Below are 18,800 nucleotides of genomic sequence, written 5' to 3' on the forward strand. Positions count from 1 at the left end.
AAAAACAGGGGTATCCCCTACGCCGAAATGAAAAAAATTAAAATATTTTTTTCGAGAAGAGAAGAGGCTGTTAAAGGTGCTTTTTTTTCTGTCGACTAAGACATTATTCAAGTTGCTTTTTCAGCGCCTCTTTACTTGGCAAAACAGCTTTATACTCTTTAGAAAATATTTGTTGATTATCTTCAGGCAAAGTAAATTCCACAACGGTCTGGTTACCTTCCTTGCAAAGAATGACTCCTATGGTAGGATTTTCTTCCTTTGTCTTTATTTTCCTGTCGTAATAATTAACATACATTTGCATTTGTCCAATATCTTGGTGTGTTAATTTCCCTATTTTCAGGTCTAAAAGCACAAAACAACGAAGCAATCTATTGTAAAATACAAGATCCACAAAGAAGCTATCTCCCTCGAAGGTAAACCGTCGTTGTCTTCCTTCAAACAGAAAACCTTTGCCCAGTTCCAGCATAAAATGTTCCAGCTTATCGATGATAGCAGTTTCCAGATCACTTTCAGAATATTGACTATCTTCCTTCAGGCCTAAAAATTCTAAAACGTAATGACTTTTTAGCGCATCGGCGGGCCTTTCAATTAGTTGGCCTTTTTCAGCTAATTCTTTCACCCCTTGTTTATCTCTGCTTAAGGCCAGCCTTTCGAATAAGGCTGAACCATACTGGCGTTGCAGCTCTTTTACAGACCAGTTGTTTACAGCAGCTTCGATCTCATAAAAACTACGTTCACTTTCATTTTTGATTTTTAGTAACTGGATATAATGTGTCCAGCTTAAACGAAACGATTTTTCTAAATTCCCAATCGGTGATTGGGAATTCTCATCACTGTTATTTTCCCCAGTCGCCGATTGGGAAATCCGGTTTCTATAAGTTACGTAAAAACTTCGCATATATTCCAGATTAGACACTGAATAGCCTCTGCCGAACTCATCATTTAAAGCTATGCTTAAACGCAAAAGGGTTTCTTTAGCATAATCGGCGCGTTGCTTTCCTTGTTGCTCATCCTCTACAATCATCCTACCTATTTGAAAATAAGCAATAACCATAGCTTGGTTAATATTGCGCACTACTGCAAGCTGTGTATCAGCGATCACACTTTTAATATTCTCAAAAAGAGGGAAAGATTTGCTCAGCTCCATTATTTTATATTTGGCGCTACCAAATTACGAAAGATCACAATAAAATGATTTTGCAAAAAAATGTTGACACTGGATGCTGTTTATCTCGCAATTCCATCAAATTATACAGCAAACAGACAAAAATATCATTAAGGGATTATTTATCTAAAAGAAACATTAACGCTTCCAGGATAAAAGCAGAGCCTAACGAGCCGCGCAACTGGCGGAGCGCTTTGGTTAAATGATTTTCGACAGTTTTAGTGGAGATATTTAATTGCAGCGCTATTTCCTTATGGCTAAGGCATTCTTCGCGGCTGAGCTTGTAAACCTCCCGGCATTTTTCGGGCAGGGTATCAATTACCTGGTTTATTTGCAGCAAAAGCTCTTTATGCTCAATGCTGTTATGGGTAGCGGGAGTGTGCAGGCGCTCTATCAAATCGTCAAAGATCTCGCTTCTTACGGGGGTACCTGTTCGGATTTGCCTGTAAACCCCGTAACGTACCGATGCATACAGATAGGCTTTAAGCGAAATGGTGATCTCCACTTCGGCCCGGCAATCCCAAAGCTTGATAAACAGTTCCTGGATAATATCCTCGCATGCCTGCCTGTCTTTTAAAATATTATAAGCCGCTTTAAAAAGCGAAGCCCAGTATCTCCTGTAAATCATGGTAAGCGCCGCTTCATCATCAGCCTTTAACCGGCCAATGAGCTGCATATCGCTCATCACAATTTTATCGGGCATAGTTTACCAATTAAGTTCGTCGGGAAAACAAAGGCTAAAATTACTTAAATATTAATTTAATATATTTAAAAAGTAAAAATAAGCTTATCTGCTAATTATGAATTACTTAACCATCATTTTAACCTGCCGGATATTAATATAAAATAACCCAGAGGTTATCAAAGAACATAGTCATAACTTATTTTTTATGCAACCAGGTTAATCAAATACTATTCAACAAAAAAGAGCCGCCCCTCCGGGCAGCTCTCCACTCTTAAACACTCAACTTTGAAAACAATCAATTCTTCAGTATCTCGTTTGCCAACACAATTTCTTCATGGGAAATAGTATGCTGGCGGCCTTTATATATTTTGAGGGTTACACCCGCATTTAATTCTTTTAATATTTCAACACTGTCATTAACCCTGCTAACCGGAACGTGCGGGTCAGGATCGCCGGTGGTGACCAGTACCGGGGTATTATTAAAATCGCCTTTATAGTTTTCTTTAACCAATTCCTCTCCTATCAATCCGCCGGTAAAAGCGATAATACCTCCATACCTGCCGGCATTGCGGCCTGTATATTCAAGCGTTAAACATGCCCCCTGCGAAAAACCGAGGAAATAAATATTTTCCTGTGCTAATCCTTTTTGTTTGAGGTCCTCAACCAGTTCGCCAATTACTTCAAGGGCCGAACCAAGTGCCGGTTGGTTATTCTCAACCGGTGCCATAAAACTGTATGGGTACCAGCTATGCTCACTGGCTTGTGGAGCAACAATAGCGAACCCATCTAATTCGAGATGATCTTTAAGCGAGATGATGCTACTTGCCGATGCCCCGCGGCCATGCAGCATAATAATAGCTTTTTTGGCCTGTTCGGCGGGAACACCCGCCGAAACAACCTGTTTTGTGTGCCTGTACATCTATTTTGATTAAACTAATGATGGTAATGTTTTTTCCAACTCGCTGCGCAGGTTTTCATACTGTGCAGGCAATTTTAAACCAGTGCCCAATAATTCGGCCGGCTCATCAACCGCGAAGCCCGGGTTATCAGTTGCTATCTCAAACAAAACACCACCCGGTTCGCGGAAGTATAACGAGTAGAAATAGTTCCTGTCTATTTTATCGGTGATATGCAAACCAAGGCTGGCTATCTTTTCACGGTATTCCATCAATACTTTTTCGTTAGGTACACGGAATGCAACGTGGTGAACAGAACCACCTGCCACATGACCGGCAACTTCTCCGGGAACTTCAACCAGGTCAACTATAGCTGCATTTTCAACAGCATCGGTAATAAACCTGTAGCGGTTAACATGCTGCTCCAGTAAGCGGTAACCTAATACACCGGTTAATATTTTGGCAGTAGCCTCAATTTTGTTTGATGTAATGGTAATGCTGTGAAAACCTTTGGTAGCATTGGCAGCGGTTACTTCGGCAGTTTCCCATGGCGTGCGGTTATCGGCTTTTTTGGGAACGATAAGCTCAAATTTCAATCCATCAGGATCAAGGAAAGTAAGATACTGCTCACCAAATTTTTCGGCCGGTTTGTTGTAGATCACGTTGTTATCCTCAAACCTTTTCAACCAGAAATCCAAACTGCCTTCAGGTACCGAATAACCAATTTCGGTTACCTGCCTTGCGCCACGGCGACCTGCTGTGATGCCTTCCCAGGGGAAGAAAGTAAGGATGGAGCCGGGAGTACCATTTCCATCGCCATAATATAAATGATAGGTACCGGGATCATCAAAATTTACAGTTTTTTTAACTAACCTCAAGCCCAATACACGGGTATAAAAATCATAGTTTTTTTTGGCATTACCTGCAATTGCAGTGATGTGGTGAATACCGTTTATAGTGTTTTCCATTGTTTTCCTTGTTTTAAATATTTTAATACTTGCTGTGTTATTATGATTCAAAATTACGGTCAAAATCGCCGGCGGCACTTGATGTAGGATAAGAAAAACGGGGGTGGTATTTTTTTATTAAGAAGGCAAAGGTTTTCATTTAAGAAGGCCTGTCAGTCTGAGTGTATAAATCCGGCGAATTCTGAAGGTAAAAATGACATCTCCACGTCGTCATGCCGAATTTATTTCGGCATCTCACAGGACAAGTAGCCGCTTTGCTTAGCACGCGGCTTAGCGAGTGGGGTGCTGAAACAAGTTCAGCATGACCCTATTTTAATCATGTAATGGGTAGGCACGAACGATCTTCTTCAACAAGCATGGCAGCTATACAGGGCGAAGAAGATGCTTCGTACCTCAGCATGACAAAGGGGCAAATGTCATTTTCCCCATTCAAAAGTCCCTGAATTTTACCTACTCAGTACGCCCTACTTTTTACTTGTCATGATAGAACTAAGCATCCGCTTCATTTTTCATAGCGTCCATGTTTGTCGGAGAAGACAACAATTTCTTTATTCGCCTTTCTCTAAAAAAAGTATATTCGGCTTTACATTTACTTTGATGATCAGTCATTTCCCACTCCCGGCTAAATCCATAAAAATTGCAGTATTAATTTTAATGTGCGTTGTTTTTGCTTTTTCGGGCAGAGCGCAGATTACAACTACTGGCGTTATACCGCAACCGGTAGACGCTAAGTACGGCGCGGGAACTTATGTTTTTTTTGAATATAGCGTAGGCGTAGGCGACGGTATTAGTACAGATAACCTTATATTTTTTAAAAGCTATTTCCGCTCTTTAACTGGCCGGGATTTGAAAATAGGCACATCGGCACTCCCATTGTATGATATCAGGTTATTGCTTGATGCCAAAGGTATCCGCGAATCTGAAGGATATCAATTAGCTGCTACCAATAAGGGAATAACAATCAAGGCACATGATGAGGCTGGTGTGTTTTACGGGCTGCAATCATTGCTGCAATTGCTTAAAATTAAAAATGGAAAAGCCACAGTACCTTTCTGCACTATTACCGACTACCCCCGCTTCGCTTACCGCGGGATGCATTTAGATGTAAGCCGTCATTTTTTCAAGCCGGAAGCGATAAAAAAATGGATCGATCTGCTGGCGCTTTATAAAGTCAACACCTTTCACTGGCACCTTACCGACGACCAGGGCTGGCGCATCGAGATCAAAAAATACCCTTTACTGCAAAGCATCTCGGCTTACCGCGATGAAACGATCATCGGCCACAAAAAAGATAGTCCGCACAGGTTTGATGGTATACGCTATGGTGGCTATTACACTCAGGATGAAGTAAAAGATATCGTAAAATACGCCACTCAAAGGCATATCACAGTAATCCCTGAAATTGAAATGCCGGGCCATGCGCTGGCGGCGCTGGCGGCTTACCCTCAACTGGGTTGCACCGGGGGGCCATATAAAACAGCTACCTATTGGGGTATTTTTGACGATGTGTATTGTGCCGGTAACGACGAAACTTTTACCTTTTTACAAAATGTGATGGACGAGGTGTTGCCGCTGTTCCCTTCAAAATACATCCACATTGGTGGCGACGAATGCCCTAAAACCAAATGGAAAACCTGCCCTAAATGCCAGCAGCGCATTAAGGACGAGCATTTGAAGGATGAAAAGGAATTGCAAAGCTATTTCATCGGCCGCATGGAAAAATACCTGAACAGTAAAGGCCGCCAGATCATAGGCTGGGATGAGATCCTGGAAGGCGGCTTAACTCCCGGTGCCACTGTAATGAGCTGGACAGGGGAAGAAGGTGGTATAGCTGCCGCTAAACAACACCATGACGCCATCATGACGCCCGAAAAGTATGTATACCTCGATTACTATCAATCCCTTTCCCCTGCCGAACCATTAGCGGGCGGCGGTTACACGCCATTAAGTAAAGTTTATAATTATGAGCCGATAACCACTGAATTGAGTGGAGAGGAAGCAAAGTATATTAAAGGTGTACAAGCCAATGCATGGAGCGAATATATGGCCAACCCGGCGGAGGCCGAGCGGCAACTGTTCCCGCGCATGCTGGCTTTGGCCGAAGTTGCCTGGAGTTCAAAGGAAAATAAAAGCTATCCTGACTTTTTAAAACGTCTTCGGTACCAGCAGCCCTTGCTCAAAAAACTAAATATAAATGCAGCCGATGTATTTGATGAGATCACTGATTCGGTAACAGAAACAACTGATCACCAGGTTGCGTTAAGTCTGCAAACAACATTACCCGGCAGTAAAATTCATTATACAAATAACGGCAGTACACCGGGTTTAAATAGTAACGTTTATACGGGTGCAATCACCGTAACGTCATCAGGCGTTGTTAAAGCTGCTGTTTTTAATAATGGCAAGCAGCAGGGCCGCGTTTATGAAAAATCATTCACCATACATAAAGGTATCGGCAAAACGGTAACACTTAAAAACCAACCCCAGGGCGGCTTCAATCCTGGCAATACCTTTAGTTTGGTTAACGGCGTTTTCGGCAGCAAGCTTTATAATGATGGGCAATGGTACGGCTTCGCCGGAAATGATCTGGAAGCGGTAGTTGACCTTGGAAGCGTGCAAAACATATCAAAACTGGGTATCAATATCCTAAAATACCACTGGCAAAAAATGTGGGAACCAACATTGCTTACCTTTGAGGTATCAACAGATGGAAGCAATTATACCGAAGTTTACCGCCAAACTGATTTCCCGGATAACGGCATCAACGCTGTAAGGGCAAGCATCAAAACACAACAGGCAAGATATATCAGGGTAAAAGCAACCAACAAGGGTATTATCCCTCCGGGCGAGTATATTCCGGGAGCAAAGGCATGGTTAATGGTGGATGAGATAGTGGTACAATGATGAACCATGATTGTCTTGATTTAAGGATTGTTAGGATAATTAGGGCATCAAAAATCTTTTAATCAAGCGCATCTCTGTTCTGATTGTTATAGCCCGATCATCCTATCAATCCTTTAATCGGGCAAATCATGGTTTAATTTTATATTTTTATACCAAACACTAATGCCTGCGTTATGTTGAGTAAAAAGTTTTTAATATTTGTCACTAATACTGATTCCCCAAGTATAACTCAATGAGCAAAGTATTTACTATTACCGAAGGTTTGGAAAACATGGGGGCTTTACGAACGGGCGGTCAGGGCTCTGTTTATAAAGGTCGCCGCTATGGGCCTATTATCACAGCGGTAAAACTCCTGCCCACTCCTATTCACACCGAAAGCACCGACGATAAAAATTTTCGTAACTTCCAAAACGAGGTTGAAAAACTAAAAAAAGTAAACGAAGAGCCTAACCCCAATGTGGTTAAGATCCTTAATTCGGGCATCACCGAAAGCGGTTCGTTCCCTTTTATCGAAATGGAATATATTGATGGCCCCGATCTGGAAGACCTGCTGAAACCACCCCATGAGGCTATCTTCAATATTAAAGAGATCATCAAACTGGCCGATCAGCTGGCAAACGCTTTATCGCACTGCCACAAGGTTTCGGTAAAGCATGGCGATATCAAGAGCAACAACGTAAAATTCAATGTACATACAGGAAACTACGTGCTGCTCGATTTTGGTCTTTCGGCAATGTCTGATGATCAGCGCCGTACCAGTATCCGTCATGCAGGTGCTATTGAATTTATGGCACCCGAGCAAAATGAAGGCTTAATGTATTTCCAAACGGATGTGTACAGCTATGGCATCATCCTGTATGAACTGATAGCCGGACAAGTGCCCTTCCCGCTAAAAGATAATGGCGAAACGGCCCGCAACGCTGTGATGCTGGCCCATATGGAGTCGGAAATTCCGGATGTAATGGAGCTGCGCCGTAAAAACCTGCCCGAAAGCTGGTCGGACGAGAAAAAGGAAATGCAGATGCAGGTTCCGGCCTGGCTGCTGCAGATTGTAGCTAAATGCCTGCAAAAAGATATCAATAACCGGTATGCCAACGGCATTGAATTGCAGGAAGCTTTGATGCAGGGCAGCATTGGCGCTATCAGCCCAACACATCCCGATGAATCATGGAACACCGATGTTTTACTAAAAGAAAACGAACGCCTGCAGGGACTGGTATTATATTACCAGGAAAACGAAAACAAACAACCGGCACAGGCAGTTAGCAGCGAGCCTGTTGACAGCAAGGCCGTACGTATGTCAAAACCAATATTTGTTTTGTTCATGATATTGCTTTGTGGCTTTACGGTGTTTTCGGCAGTGGTGATGGATAAGTTTGGCGGACGTATTTATCACGGCGTGGTTAACAGGTTGTTTAAGCCCTCAAAAAAGCCGGCCGATTCAGCCGCAAGTAATAAAGTTATCCTGCCCGCAAAAAAAGACTCTGTACAGCAGCCAAAGGCTAATGATTACAAAGACGAAAGCAATATCCCTCCGGAAGTTGACTCAACTGCCGATTCGATATTGCGTAACATACAACGTGCAAAACAACAAAAGGAAGATACCCAATTTTATCGCGATAGTGTGAAAAAAGCGGATACTTCTAACTTAAACTTTTAATGATTTAGCAAATACGAAATGGAACCTAAATCAACATTTTGGAAACGGATAGGCCTTCAGGACTGGTTTTTGCCAAACGGGAAACCAGTAAACGAGGAAGCCGTAAAAATAAAAGCGCTCACGCCTGATGACGTGTATTTATATATCATCGAAAAATTCAAAGAGTCGATCAAGCAGCTTTCATTTGCCGACAGGATAGTTTTTTATCACGAATTCATCATCAGCTTTAACGAGGAAGATTACCAGGACTTTGTAAACAACCGTTCCGGGTTATTCGGCATTATCGTTAACGAATCGGTAAAAAAATTCTATGAGCTGCTGCGCGAACACCAGGAAGTAGGCAAAAAGGTGGAGCCTTCAAGCTCAAAGTGGGTATTCAGGCTGGTATCGCACCCGGATTATAAACGCGGCGATAAGGGTTTTATAGGCAAACTGCTGCCCGGCACAAGCGCTAAAAAAGAAGAGAACCTTCGGGTTACCTTCATTCCGCGCCAAACGGGTGTCGCCCAAACGCTTGATATCAGTAACGAAGTTTTAAAAGGCTTTACTTATTACAGCGAGGGCTATTATGAATTGCCTTATGCTAACGACCTGCAGCATAACGAAAAGGATGTAGTTAAACCCGGTACAAAGGTACTGGCCCGACTGGAAACCATTATGCCCGATAAGCAGTTTGTTGGCCGCAAGGTGGAGTACCTGATTAAGGATGATGATATTGTTGTATCAGGCAGTGATGAGGAAAGGGACGAGCAGGCTGTGTTTAAAGTACCGTCTGAATGGGTGAACACCCCTCACCTGCGCATCAGGCTGAACAAAGCCGATGGTAAGTTTTACATGGCATCTTTTGGCGAACGTACCCTGATCAACGAACTGGAAGTAGCCGGGAGCGATGTCAACTCGCCGCAATGGGTTGAGTTGCCGTTTAACTCCAGGATCCTGCTCAATGGCATAGTAGGTATTAACATATTTAAACCCGAACCATAATGTCACAGATATTATCAATAGGGCTGCTGGCAATATGTGTGCTGTTATTGGTAGCTCATTTTATCGACATAAAAAAATCCAGTTAAAACCATGGCAAATAATTTTTTCGGGATAACAGATACCGGTAGGCAAAGGCAAAACAACGAGGACGTTTTTATTGCCGAAAAATCTGGTGATGGTAATTTTATTATCGCCTGTGTGGTTGATGGAGTTGGCGGTTATGCCGGCGGCGAAATAGCAGCCGAAATTGCCCGCGCCACCATCCTGGAGCAATTGCAATATATAGCCGGCGATATTGTGCCGCTGCTTGTAAATACGTTCACCATTGCCAACCAGCGCATTTACGACCAAAAAGTACAGGACAAAGATCTGGAAAACATGGCCTGTGTACTTACGCTGGCCGTGGTTGATATGATCAACAATAAATTTTATTATGCCCACGTTGGGGACACCCGCCTGTACCTGCTGCGCGATTATTCGCTGATCAAGATCTCGAAAGATCATTCTTTTGTTGGTTTCCTGGAAGATTCGGGCAGGCTGACCGAGGAAGCGGCCATGGATCACCCCAAACGCAACGAAATTAACAAAGCCCTTGGCTTTGCAGGGCAAATAGGCCAGGATCCCGATTTTGTGGAAACCGGGAATTCGCCTTTTTTGCCGGGCGATATCCTGCTCATTTGCAGCGACGGCTTAACCGACCTGGTTGACAAAAGCAAGATCACCAGTATCCTTACCAGCAGTGATAACCTGCCCGAAAAAGGAAAAAAACTGATTGATGCGGCCAACAGCCGCGGCGGAAAAGATAATGTGACCGTGGTATTGGTTCATAACGATAAGGAGCGCAAACAACATAGTGCAACCAAACCTATAGCTGCTGTAAAAACTGCCGAACAACCGGAAATTACGCCTGCCCCGGTAAAAATACAGGAAGAGCCTGAGCCTGTGGTTAAAACCAAGGGCAATGGTGGCACAGTGGCTGTACTTACCCTGCTTTGCTTTATTTTTTTGGGCGGATTTATCTGGCAGTTTAAAAAGAACGCCGATCAGGCTGCTATTCCTAAAAAAACAGATACGCTGGTGGTTCAGCATATAAAAAATGCGGCAGAACTCAAGCTCCAGGATACCATAAATAAATTAAAAGGCCATACACTGTTACTTTCGGCGGCTGATTTTCAACAACCTATTGTGCTGAGCGATACGCTGCATATCAACAAGGACAGCTTGTATATTAAAACAAAGGGCGCAATCGTATTTAAGAAAGATTCCACCTATGCGGGCCCGGCTATTGCGCTGGCTGCTAACTGTAAATATGTGGTATTAGATAGTGTTGCTTTTGATGGGTTTGGCACGGCTATCGTAACACATAACGATGCCCTTGTTTTAAAAAACGTGCAGTTCAATAACTGCTTAACGCCGGTTCAGGCATCGTACATGTTCCCTAATAAAAAATATATCTCGGGCAGGTTGTTTGGCAGTATGTTCAAAACTGATTCTGTCCCAACTAAAGCTACCCACTAATAAATGGCCCAGGAAAACCCCAAAGTACCCGGCAGGAGAATGGAACGGCTGTTCCTGTTACTTACAGGCATATTGCTGGCCGTTTTATTTGTAAGGCTGTACAGTGTACTGCAACTTAAGTTTGTTGACGTTGATAAGCGCCTGAAAGACGGTACCATCGTAAACCTTAACTCGCCTAATACCGCTCAAAACGTAAAGGCGCTGCTTAAAAAGGGTTATTATTTTGATGACCCGAAGGATGTGGATTACATTGAATCTGTAATTGCATCGCGTAAAACAACCGGCGACCTGGTTGATAATACCGGGGAGCTTAACAAACGTAAATACTATGTAAATGCCGACGAGGCCTTTGAAAAAGGCGGCGAAACTTTTAAAAAGCGGGTGCTTACCTCCCGCACATTGTTAGGTTATACCGGCGATGATTCCATCCGCTTTGAACAGGAATTGAAAAACCCGCCCGCTTTAGGCGCTCAAACCGATCTTAACCTTGGCGAATACAGCATTAAAGGTACAATAGCACACAAAGGCGAACCTGTGCCTGGTGTACTGGTAAAACTAACCATGATATTGCCCCGCGACAGCATTTTCAGCGATGAGGAAACCGGGGCTAAAACCTCCTATTCAGAAAATGGTTCATCATACAAAAAGCTGTTCGTGCTTAACGATCAGAAAAAGAAGGTACTGCAATCGCTCACCGCTTTTACCCGCACCGATGAACAGGGGCGGTTTGTATTTGCCAAATTGCCTACGGGTAAAGCGTTTTCGGTATTGCCCATGCAGCCCGGCTTTGAGTTTGGCCGTTCGCAAGGGGTTGACGAACTGGATAAAGACGTAAGCTTTAAATTTAACCAGGCCCCCCATAGCATTAAGCTGCTCTCCACCCGCGACTTTAACATCCTGAAAAAAGAGGGCGCTTTTATTGTGCGCTACCAGGATGAGTTTAATATGTGGTATGGGATCATAGCTGTTTGCTTTTTTGCCGGTTTTATCATTATCCATTTGTTACTCAGCGCCCGGTACCCCAATGCGGATCAGATCATTTTACCGCTGATCATGATGCTTACCGGTATCTCATTCCTTACGCTTTTAAGCTTGCAGGACCCGCTGCGCGATAGGTTCCTGGCTAAGGACACGCTGGTTTATTTAGGCATCGGTATGGCCGGGATCTGTATCATTCAACTATTTAACCTTCGCCGCCTTAACCCCGACTCTGGCTTTTATCGGTTGCTTGTTTTTAAATGGAGCAGGAGCGCTGCCAACGGCTGGCCCTGGGCTATTGTTGCCATGGGCATCCTGTTTTCCACCATCTTGTTTGGTACAGGTCCGGAAGGTAGTGGTGTAAAAGTTAACCTGCTGGGTTTTCAGCCAAGCGAAATTGTAAAATACCTTATCGTAATTTTCCTTGCGGGATTTTTTGCCACTAACGAAAAATTCATCAGTCAATACGCCAGCTGGAGCAAGCGCTGGTCGTTCTTTTCATTTGCGCTTATAGCCACTATAATCACCCTGCTGCTGTTTTTGGTTTTGGGCGATCTGGGCCCGGCCATGGTGATCTGCTTTACGTTCATCATCCTGTTCTCTTTTTCGCGGGGCGATTTCCTGTATATGGCCGGCTTTGTGGTGTTGTTTGTACTTACCACCTGGTTTTTTGATAATGTATTACTTAGCACAGGCATCACATTTTTTTCCCTTGGGAGCGTAGTGTTTTTCAGGCGGAGACGATTGAGTGAATCGGCTATTATGGCTTTGGTGGTGATCACCGCTTTTTTAACCATCGATAAAATTCCGGGCCTTGATAAAATTATCCCCGGTCCGGTGGAGCGTTTGGTTGAGCGTAAGGCGATCTGGCAGGATGCCTGGAACAATGAAGTATATGGCGGCGACCAGGTGGCTAACGGCCTTTGGGCTATGGCCAGTGGTGGCATAAGCGGACAGGGCGTTGGGCAGGGCTTTGCCAAAACTATTCCCGAGGCACATACCGATATGATATTGCCATCCATCGGTGAAGAATTTGGCTGGGCGGGTATGGCCGCAGTGTTCATTCTGTTTTTGCTGTATTTACATCGATCCATTATCATAGGCAGGCAAACGGGGATGCCCCTGCTGTTTTACCTCAGTGCAGGTATCGGGGTATGTACTTTCGTGCAGTTTTTACTGATTGCGGGGGGCTCTATCGGGGCGTTGCCCTTATCCGGCGTTTCCCTCCCGTTTGAAAGTTACGGTGGTTCATCGTTGGTAATAAATCTGTTGGCGGCAGGTTTCCTGTTGTCGGTTTCAACGGTACGGGGCACAGCGGTACAAATGGATTATATCACCAAACAGCAGGATAAAAACCTGGTGCCTGCATTGGCAGCCGCGCTTGCCGGGGTGGTATTATTAGTGGTGAATGTATCGCGCTACACAACAGATAATAAGCAGTGGGTAGTAAAACCTGCTTTGGTTGCCGATAGAAGCGGCTTGCGAATGTTTAGCTATAACCCCCGCATTGCCATATTGATGAACAGGTTGCAGGCTGGTACTATCTATGACCGTAACGGCCTTATCCTGGCCACAAGCAAACCCGAGCTTATCGAAAAACAAAAAAACAAATTAAGCGCGTCGGGCATGCTGCATTACGATTTGGATTCGGCTATGCACAAGCGTTTGGACAGGTTTTACCCCTTTGAAGAACAAATGTTTTTTTGGACGGGCGATCAAAACACCGGGGTCTTTAACGGCAGCACCAACGGTTATTTTGCCGAGTATGAGCACGCCGCCGAGCTTCGCGGGTTTCATATGCCTATCACCAATTACAACGTAAAAGCATCACGTTACCAGGAAGACCGGTTTCTACCCCGAGGAATGAAGGAAATGACCGTAGCTAAAAAGGATTACAGCGCTTTGGCCAATCTCCTCATCAGTGATATCAACGGCCCGGAAGTTGAGGCTTTCAAAAACAAAAACCGCGATGTAAAACTTACCATGGATGCCGATCTTCAAACAAGTATCCAGCAATCAATCGCATCGGATACTTCGCTGTATGATAACAGGGTTTCGGTAGTGATAGTTGAATCCAATACGGGTGATGTACTTACATCGGCACAATACCCGCTGCCCCCTGTGCATAACTGGGACCAGCTGACTATGCCACTGGCCGATCAGAATAAACTGGCTACCTGGTTGACCACTACCGATCTGGGCTTTACCTATGCCAGTCAGCCGGGTTCAACGGCCAAAGTTTTAACGGCGATGTCGGCATTTAATAAATTAGGCATTGCTGCATCTGAAATACAATATCATGTAAGTATTGGAGAGCGGATCCGTACCAAGGGCATCGAACCCGACGAGACTGGGATGATCACTATGGAGCGGGCCATTGCCAAATCAAACAACGTATATTTTATTAAGCTGGCCAACCAGGAACACCTGGAAGAGTACATGGCAACGCTGTACCTTAAAACAGGGATGTTTTTGCATGGCGTAGGTGGTTACTATTATAATAAACCGGTATTGAATGCCACCCAGGAAGATAAATGGCGCGCCTTGTGGCGTAAAACCGAATTTAATACCAAGCCGAGGTACGATCCTAACAATATCCATAAAACAAGGGCCAAAGGTATTTCGGGCATGGCCTGGGGACAGGGCGAACTGATTGCTACTCCTGCAGCCGTAGCAAGGCTGGTATCAGGCGTGGCTAATGACGGTGTGTTACTGCCTAACAGGTACGCGCTGAAAATTGCCGACTCCACAGTGGCTGTAAAAAGCGGTATCAAGCTGGCCGAAGATCCCCGTTATGCAGCCCTGTTAAAACAATATATGATTGAGCAAAGCGCTCCTAAAACACCTATATTAGGCATCAAGGTAGCGGGTAAAACCGGTACGCCGGAACGTATTGTCAGGAACCAGAGCGTTAATGACGGCTGGTATGTTTTCTTTGCACCAAAAGAAAAGGGCAGCGGTTATATAGTGACATGTATCCGGGTTGAATCAACCAGGGGATCGTCAGATGCGGTACACCTGGCCGGCAACCATGTGATCCCTTTCCTGCTGAAAAAAGGTTATATAAAAAGTATGGAAACGGAAACCACTACCGAAGAATAGTGTTTAAGCAGAAAGGAAAGAGCAAATGGCATTTAGTTTATTTAAAAGAAGCGGCGAAAAACAACCCTGGGATGTAAAAAGCTTACGCGAGGCTATATTACGTTTCATTAAAGAATCGCTGCAAAAGATAGAGGGCGGAGAAGGTGGCCATATCAAAGAACTGAAGCTTTTTATAGTTGCCGATGCCGAGGATAAGCCTATTTACGAAGGTGCGGTTTACGTACATGATAAAGCGCTGTTCAAAAACGAGGTTCAAAAAATAGCCGACGATTTTGACATCAATTTACCCCCTGACTGGACGCTGGATGTTGAGTTCACCGAAGAGCTCCCGGCAGAAGCGAAAAGGATCCCTGACCTGGATGCTGCCTTTATCATGAATACCCGCAAGCAGGTTGCACACAATGCGGCCTCCTTTACAGCCTATCTACGGATTCTTAGCGGTGAGGCCGAAAAAGAGGAATACAAGATCAAAGCTACCGACCCCAAACTCTACATTGGGCGGGATAAAAAGTCCGTCACCGAAAATGGATCGTTCAGGCTTAACCAATTTGTTTTTCCGGGGGAGAGCAGGGACGAAAGCAATAAATATATCAGCAGGCAGCATGCCCATATTGAATGGGACGCCGAAAGCGAGCGCTTCATGATCTTTGCCGATGAAGGCGGCGTTCCACCACGCAATAAAACCAAGATCCATATCGCTGCCGATGGTAAAATGATCAAGCTCAATTCCACCCAAATTGGCCACCCCCTAAGTGAAGGGGACCAGGTAATATTGGGGGAATCGGCGGTATTTTTGTACAGTACGGTAGCAAACCCATAACGCGTTATCATTTCCGACTGAGCAGGGAAAGGAATTAGCATTAGGAAGAGAAAGAGAAATCTCCTACGCCCTGCAAATTAAAATTGCATGACTCGCCTGGCATATCGTATAAGATTTCCCTGGTTCGTATGACAAAAAGAAAAAGGTGTCATTTCGATTGAGCGGAAGGGGGAAATAAGCGGCGGAGCGAAAGAGAAATCTTATACGCCACGTAAATTCGACCTGCACAGTTCGCTTAAATATTGTATAAGATTTCTCCCTACGGTCGAAATGACAATCTTTTTAATTTTATTATTCAATTACACTATCATTTAGAAAGTTCCAGTCAGGATTAGTTGACTCTATTAATGCGTTTTTCTTTTCTCTGCGCCATTTTTTAATTTCCTTCTCTCTGGCAATAGCATGTTCAATGTGGGTTAAATGCTCGTAATAAACTAAATGATAACAGTAGTATTTACCTGTGAATGATTTGTTAGTACCCTTATTTTCGAGATGTTGCAGAAGACGAACACTTATGTCGTTTGTGACTCCTATAGTACAGTTTTACCAGGATTGGTGGTGATATAAACGTAGTAATTGTGATTCCACATGCTTTAAATGTAGATATTTTTAATCAAAAGAAAATTGTCATTTCGAACGAGGAACGAGGAGAAATCTTATACGATATGCCAGGCGAATCATGCAATTTGACGCAGGGCGTATAAGGTTTTTCTTTCGCACCAACGCACCTTCCTTCCCTTTGCTCAAAGGAAATGACATCTTTTTTATTTTGTCATTTCGACCGGAGGGAGAAATCTTATACAGCACGCAAGTGAACTATGCAGATCGAATTTGCAAGGCGTATAAGATTTCTCTTTCGCCCGCACGCTCTTGGCTATACCCTGCTCCTTCGTATGACAATAGGAGGTAAAATATCGGATGATTAAGCTCTTTTATGATCCTATAGCCTTCCTGTAATTCCGGAGCGCCCTGATGATCGTCATTACAATTTCATGCTGTCCTTCATCCGAGTTGAGATACTCCTCCTCTTCCGGGTTATTGATAAAGCCGGTTTCAATCAATACAGCCGGCATAGCGCTATGGGCCAGTACCAGCACGCCCTGTTCTTTCACACCGTTACTTTCCCGACCGTCTACTCCGGTGAATTCATCGTCAAGCAGGTCGCCAAAACGGATACTTTGCTTACGGTATTTCTGAATATAAGCGTTCAGGACGATCAGGTTGGAAGGATCGCTTTCATCATAGCTCTCGTAATTTTGCTTGTAGTCCTTTTCCTGGAAAATGGAAGCATTTTCACGTACGGCCTCTTCCTGCTCCTTAAGGCGGTGGAAACCGTATACCAGCATCAGCACACCTTTTTGCTTGTGTGCACGCGCGGCCGTCCCTTCGGGCGACGAGTTACAGTGAATAGAGACAAACAGGTTGCCATGGTTTTGATTGGCTATAGCCGAACGCTGGTTTAGCGGGATAAAGGTATCATCCGTACGGGTAAGGATAGCACTAACATCGGTAATTGCAGTATCCAATGCAGCTTTAAGCTTTAGGGCTATAGACAGCGTTACATTTTTCTCAAACGAATGCGAACCACGCGCCCCGGCATCTTTACCGCCATGCCCGGCATCAATAATAACCGTTTTAAACCTAAAGGTTGTAACTGCCGGAATGGTGTCTTTTTGCTGCGCGAATGAATTTTGAAACAGGAACAACAGGATGATCATCCCGAAGAAAGCGATGTATTTCATTTTTTTACCGCCTTTTTACTGCATTTAGGGCATAAGCCCTGTGCATACAAGGTAAAGCCATGCGGTTCAAAACCCGCAGGAAGATCAATAGCAGGCAGGTTCATATCATTAAGGCAATATACATTTTTGCACTGGGTACAGTTAAAGTGCAGGTGTTCGTCATGGTGATCGTGCTCGTTACAACTTGATGAGCAAAGGGCATAATTAGCTGTACCATTTAAATCAAATACTTTGTGAATGATCCCTTTTTCTTCAAATGCGTTAAGGATGCGATAAAGCGTAACTCTGTCGATATCATGCATCAGGCCCTCCAGGTCGGGCTGTGAAGTAGCCGAATGCCTTGACGACATCATAGATAAAACCCGCAGCCTCGGTGCAGTTTTTTTCAGGTGATGCCTGTCAAGCAGGTGCTCAAAATGATGTATATCGCGGGTTTGTGTCATATATTAATCAGGGTGATAGTTATAAGGCTGCTAATTTAATAATGGTACGTATAATATGCGCCATTAGTTGCCGGCTTTTATAACGGAATGTTTTATATCGTTATTATAAGTACAATGTATCGACTCACCCCGACTTCGCTACACTCGTCATCCCTCTTTGCGAAGCAGAGAGGGGATTTTTATTTTACTATTTTCCTTACCCTCTTTACGGCGAAGCCGGAGAGAGGGTGGTCCAGCATAGCGCAGACCGGGTGAGTCACTTATGCGCTTTGACAATATTATGCCGCATATTGTGAACATAATTATGCTTTTCATGATTACAAGCCGGGCTCAAAAAGCAATTAAACAGCAAAAACGCATAAAAGAATTTCCTGTGGCGCTTATCCATTATTCAACCTTTTTAAGTTTATCTGTTTTATGATCATGATTACAGGCGCCGGTATACCTATAGTTTACATAATGTGCGGCAGCTATCAGCAAACCTCCTAAAGGAACTATCATAGCCTCGGATTTTCCTGTTGTTGCAAACGCATGCCCACCCATTATAATGGCAAAACCGAATGCAAGCATTAATAGTGGAACTGAACGACGATGTGTACGCCAGTAGGATAAGCCTATAGAATACACTCCTATGGCCAAAGCAAAAATGATCATTCCCCACTCTACCCAGGCATTAGCCAAAAAACCAAGGCCCACCAACGGCAAACTCGTAAACAGCAAAGGCACTACCGCGCAATGGATAGCACAAAGCGCTGATGCGGTGATACCAATATTATCTAACCGGGGCGAAAGCTTTTGAAAATCCATGACGCAAATATAAATAAGTTAATGCAACATAATTGCATTTGTTTTTATTATACATATTTGCACTTATTAAATTAACAAATGCCTGACAATTACTTAATATTAATCAGCAAACCGTATTTTTGCAGGCT

14 protein-coding genes are annotated in these 18,800 nt (G+C 44.0%); 6 read left to right on the forward strand and 8 right to left on the reverse strand.

Translation table 11 applies throughout. The annotated features are described in order from the left end of the window. Window positions 1–103: 103 nt before the first annotated feature. From SNE26_RS15995 to SNE26_RS16010, 4 genes are all read right to left on the reverse strand, one after another. Window positions 104–1,147, reverse strand: coding sequence for a PDDEXK nuclease domain-containing protein (locus tag SNE26_RS15995; RefSeq protein ID WP_321554943.1), 1,044 nt, complete (start codon window positions 1,145–1,147; stop codon window positions 104–106). Window positions 1,148–1,283: 136 nt separating this feature from the next. Then, a complete protein-coding gene (locus tag SNE26_RS16000; protein ID WP_321554944.1) occupies window positions 1,284–1,868 on the reverse strand; it encodes an RNA polymerase sigma-70 factor in 585 nt (194 codons plus the stop codon). Window positions 1,869–2,145: 277 nt separating this feature from the next. Then, on the reverse strand, window positions 2,146–2,769 hold the full coding sequence (locus SNE26_RS16005) for a dienelactone hydrolase family protein (protein WP_321554945.1): 624 nt from the start codon (window positions 2,767–2,769) through the stop codon (window positions 2,146–2,148). A 9-nt stretch (window positions 2,770–2,778) separates the two neighbouring features. Beyond that, the gene (locus tag SNE26_RS16010; RefSeq protein WP_321554946.1) at window positions 2,779–3,714 is read right to left on the reverse strand and encodes a ring-cleaving dioxygenase; all 936 of its coding nucleotides are present in this window, start codon (window positions 3,712–3,714) and stop codon (window positions 2,779–2,781) included. 654 nt (window positions 3,715–4,368) lie between these two features. On the opposite strand from SNE26_RS16010, the gene SNE26_RS16015 reads away from it, so the two are divergent. The 6 genes from SNE26_RS16015 to SNE26_RS16040 all read left to right on the forward strand — a co-directional run bounded on the left by SNE26_RS16015 (window position 4,369) and on the right by SNE26_RS16040 (window position 15,680). Next, a complete protein-coding gene (locus tag SNE26_RS16015) occupies window positions 4,369–6,618 on the forward strand; it encodes a family 20 glycosylhydrolase (RefSeq protein WP_321554947.1) in 2,250 nt (749 codons plus the stop codon). Between the two features lie 232 nt (window positions 6,619–6,850). Then, complete coding sequence (locus SNE26_RS16020) at window positions 6,851–8,278, forward strand: serine/threonine-protein kinase (RefSeq protein WP_321554948.1); 1,428 nt, start codon at window positions 6,851–6,853, stop codon at window positions 8,276–8,278. An 18-nt stretch (window positions 8,279–8,296) separates the two neighbouring features. Continuing rightward, window positions 8,297–9,262, forward strand: a complete 966-nt coding sequence (locus tag SNE26_RS16025; protein ID WP_090531839.1) for a hypothetical protein — start codon at window positions 8,297–8,299, stop codon at window positions 9,260–9,262. Between the two features lie 90 nt (window positions 9,263–9,352). Then, window positions 9,353–10,780 (forward strand): protein phosphatase 2C domain-containing protein, encoded by a 1,428-nt coding sequence (locus tag SNE26_RS16030; protein WP_321554949.1) that lies wholly within the window; start codon window positions 9,353–9,355, stop codon window positions 10,778–10,780. Window positions 10,781–10,783: 3 nt separating this feature from the next. Continuing rightward, a complete protein-coding gene (locus tag SNE26_RS16035; protein ID WP_321554950.1) occupies window positions 10,784–14,860 on the forward strand; it encodes an FtsW/RodA/SpoVE family cell cycle protein in 4,077 nt (1,358 codons plus the stop codon). Between the two features lie 25 nt (window positions 14,861–14,885). Next, the gene (locus SNE26_RS16040; RefSeq protein WP_321554951.1) at window positions 14,886–15,680 is read left to right on the forward strand and encodes an FHA domain-containing protein; all 795 of its coding nucleotides are present in this window, start codon (window positions 14,886–14,888) and stop codon (window positions 15,678–15,680) included. Between the two features lie 291 nt (window positions 15,681–15,971). Here SNE26_RS16040 and SNE26_RS16045 read toward each other — a convergent pair whose 3' ends face one another. The 4 genes from SNE26_RS16045 to SNE26_RS16060 all read right to left on the reverse strand — a co-directional run bounded on the left by SNE26_RS16045 (window position 15,972) and on the right by SNE26_RS16060 (window position 18,672). Further along, window positions 15,972–16,214: a GIY-YIG nuclease family protein gene (locus SNE26_RS16045; RefSeq protein WP_321560035.1), complete on the reverse strand. Its 243-nt coding sequence runs from the start codon at window positions 16,212–16,214 to the stop codon at window positions 15,972–15,974. A gap of 398 nt (window positions 16,215–16,612) precedes the next feature. Beyond that, on the reverse strand, window positions 16,613–17,422 hold the full coding sequence (locus SNE26_RS16050; protein WP_321554952.1) for an N-acetylmuramoyl-L-alanine amidase: 810 nt from the start codon (window positions 17,420–17,422) through the stop codon (window positions 16,613–16,615). Continuing rightward, the gene (locus SNE26_RS16055; RefSeq protein ID WP_321554953.1) at window positions 17,419–17,865 is read right to left on the reverse strand and encodes a transcriptional repressor; all 447 of its coding nucleotides are present in this window, start codon (window positions 17,863–17,865) and stop codon (window positions 17,419–17,421) included. The genes SNE26_RS16050 and SNE26_RS16055 overlap by 4 nt, the downstream gene beginning before the upstream one ends. A gap of 387 nt (window positions 17,866–18,252) precedes the next feature. Beyond that, complete coding sequence (locus SNE26_RS16060; protein ID WP_321554954.1) at window positions 18,253–18,672, reverse strand: MerC domain-containing protein; 420 nt, start codon at window positions 18,670–18,672, stop codon at window positions 18,253–18,255. Window positions 18,673–18,800: the final 128 nt, after the last annotated feature.

Source organism: Mucilaginibacter sp. cycad4 (genome assembly GCF_034263275.1).
Lineage (GTDB): Bacteria > Bacteroidota > Bacteroidia > Sphingobacteriales > Sphingobacteriaceae > Mucilaginibacter.

Bases quoted from the DNA above. Each gene is read 5' to 3' on its own strand.
- SNE26_RS15995 (WP_321554943.1), bottom strand. From the start codon at position 1,147: ATGGAGCTGAGCAAATCTTTCCCTCTTTTTGAGAATATTAAAAGTGTG.
- SNE26_RS16000 (WP_321554944.1), bottom strand. From the start codon at position 1,868: ATGCCCGATAAAATTGTGATGAGCGATATGCAGCTCATTGGCCGGTTA.
- SNE26_RS16005 (WP_321554945.1), bottom strand. From the start codon at position 2,769: ATGTACAGGCACACAAAACAGGTTGTTTCGGCGGGTGTTCCCGCCGAA.
- SNE26_RS16010 (WP_321554946.1), bottom strand. From the start codon at position 3,714: ATGGAAAACACTATAAACGGTATTCACCACATCACTGCAATTGCAGGT.
- SNE26_RS16015 (WP_321554947.1), top strand. From the start codon at position 4,369: ATGTGCGTTGTTTTTGCTTTTTCGGGCAGAGCGCAGATTACAACTACT.
- SNE26_RS16020 (WP_321554948.1), top strand. From the start codon at position 6,851: ATGAGCAAAGTATTTACTATTACCGAAGGTTTGGAAAACATGGGGGCT.
- SNE26_RS16025 (WP_090531839.1), top strand. From the start codon at position 8,297: ATGGAACCTAAATCAACATTTTGGAAACGGATAGGCCTTCAGGACTGG.
- SNE26_RS16030 (WP_321554949.1), top strand. From the start codon at position 9,353: ATGGCAAATAATTTTTTCGGGATAACAGATACCGGTAGGCAAAGGCAA.
- SNE26_RS16035 (WP_321554950.1), top strand. From the start codon at position 10,784: ATGGCCCAGGAAAACCCCAAAGTACCCGGCAGGAGAATGGAACGGCTG.
- SNE26_RS16040 (WP_321554951.1), top strand. From the start codon at position 14,886: ATGGCATTTAGTTTATTTAAAAGAAGCGGCGAAAAACAACCCTGGGAT.
- SNE26_RS16050 (WP_321554952.1), bottom strand. From the start codon at position 17,422: ATGAAATACATCGCTTTCTTCGGGATGATCATCCTGTTGTTCCTGTTT.
- SNE26_RS16055 (WP_321554953.1), bottom strand. From the start codon at position 17,865: ATGACACAAACCCGCGATATACATCATTTTGAGCACCTGCTTGACAGG.
- SNE26_RS16060 (WP_321554954.1), bottom strand. From the start codon at position 18,672: ATGGATTTTCAAAAGCTTTCGCCCCGGTTAGATAATATTGGTATCACC.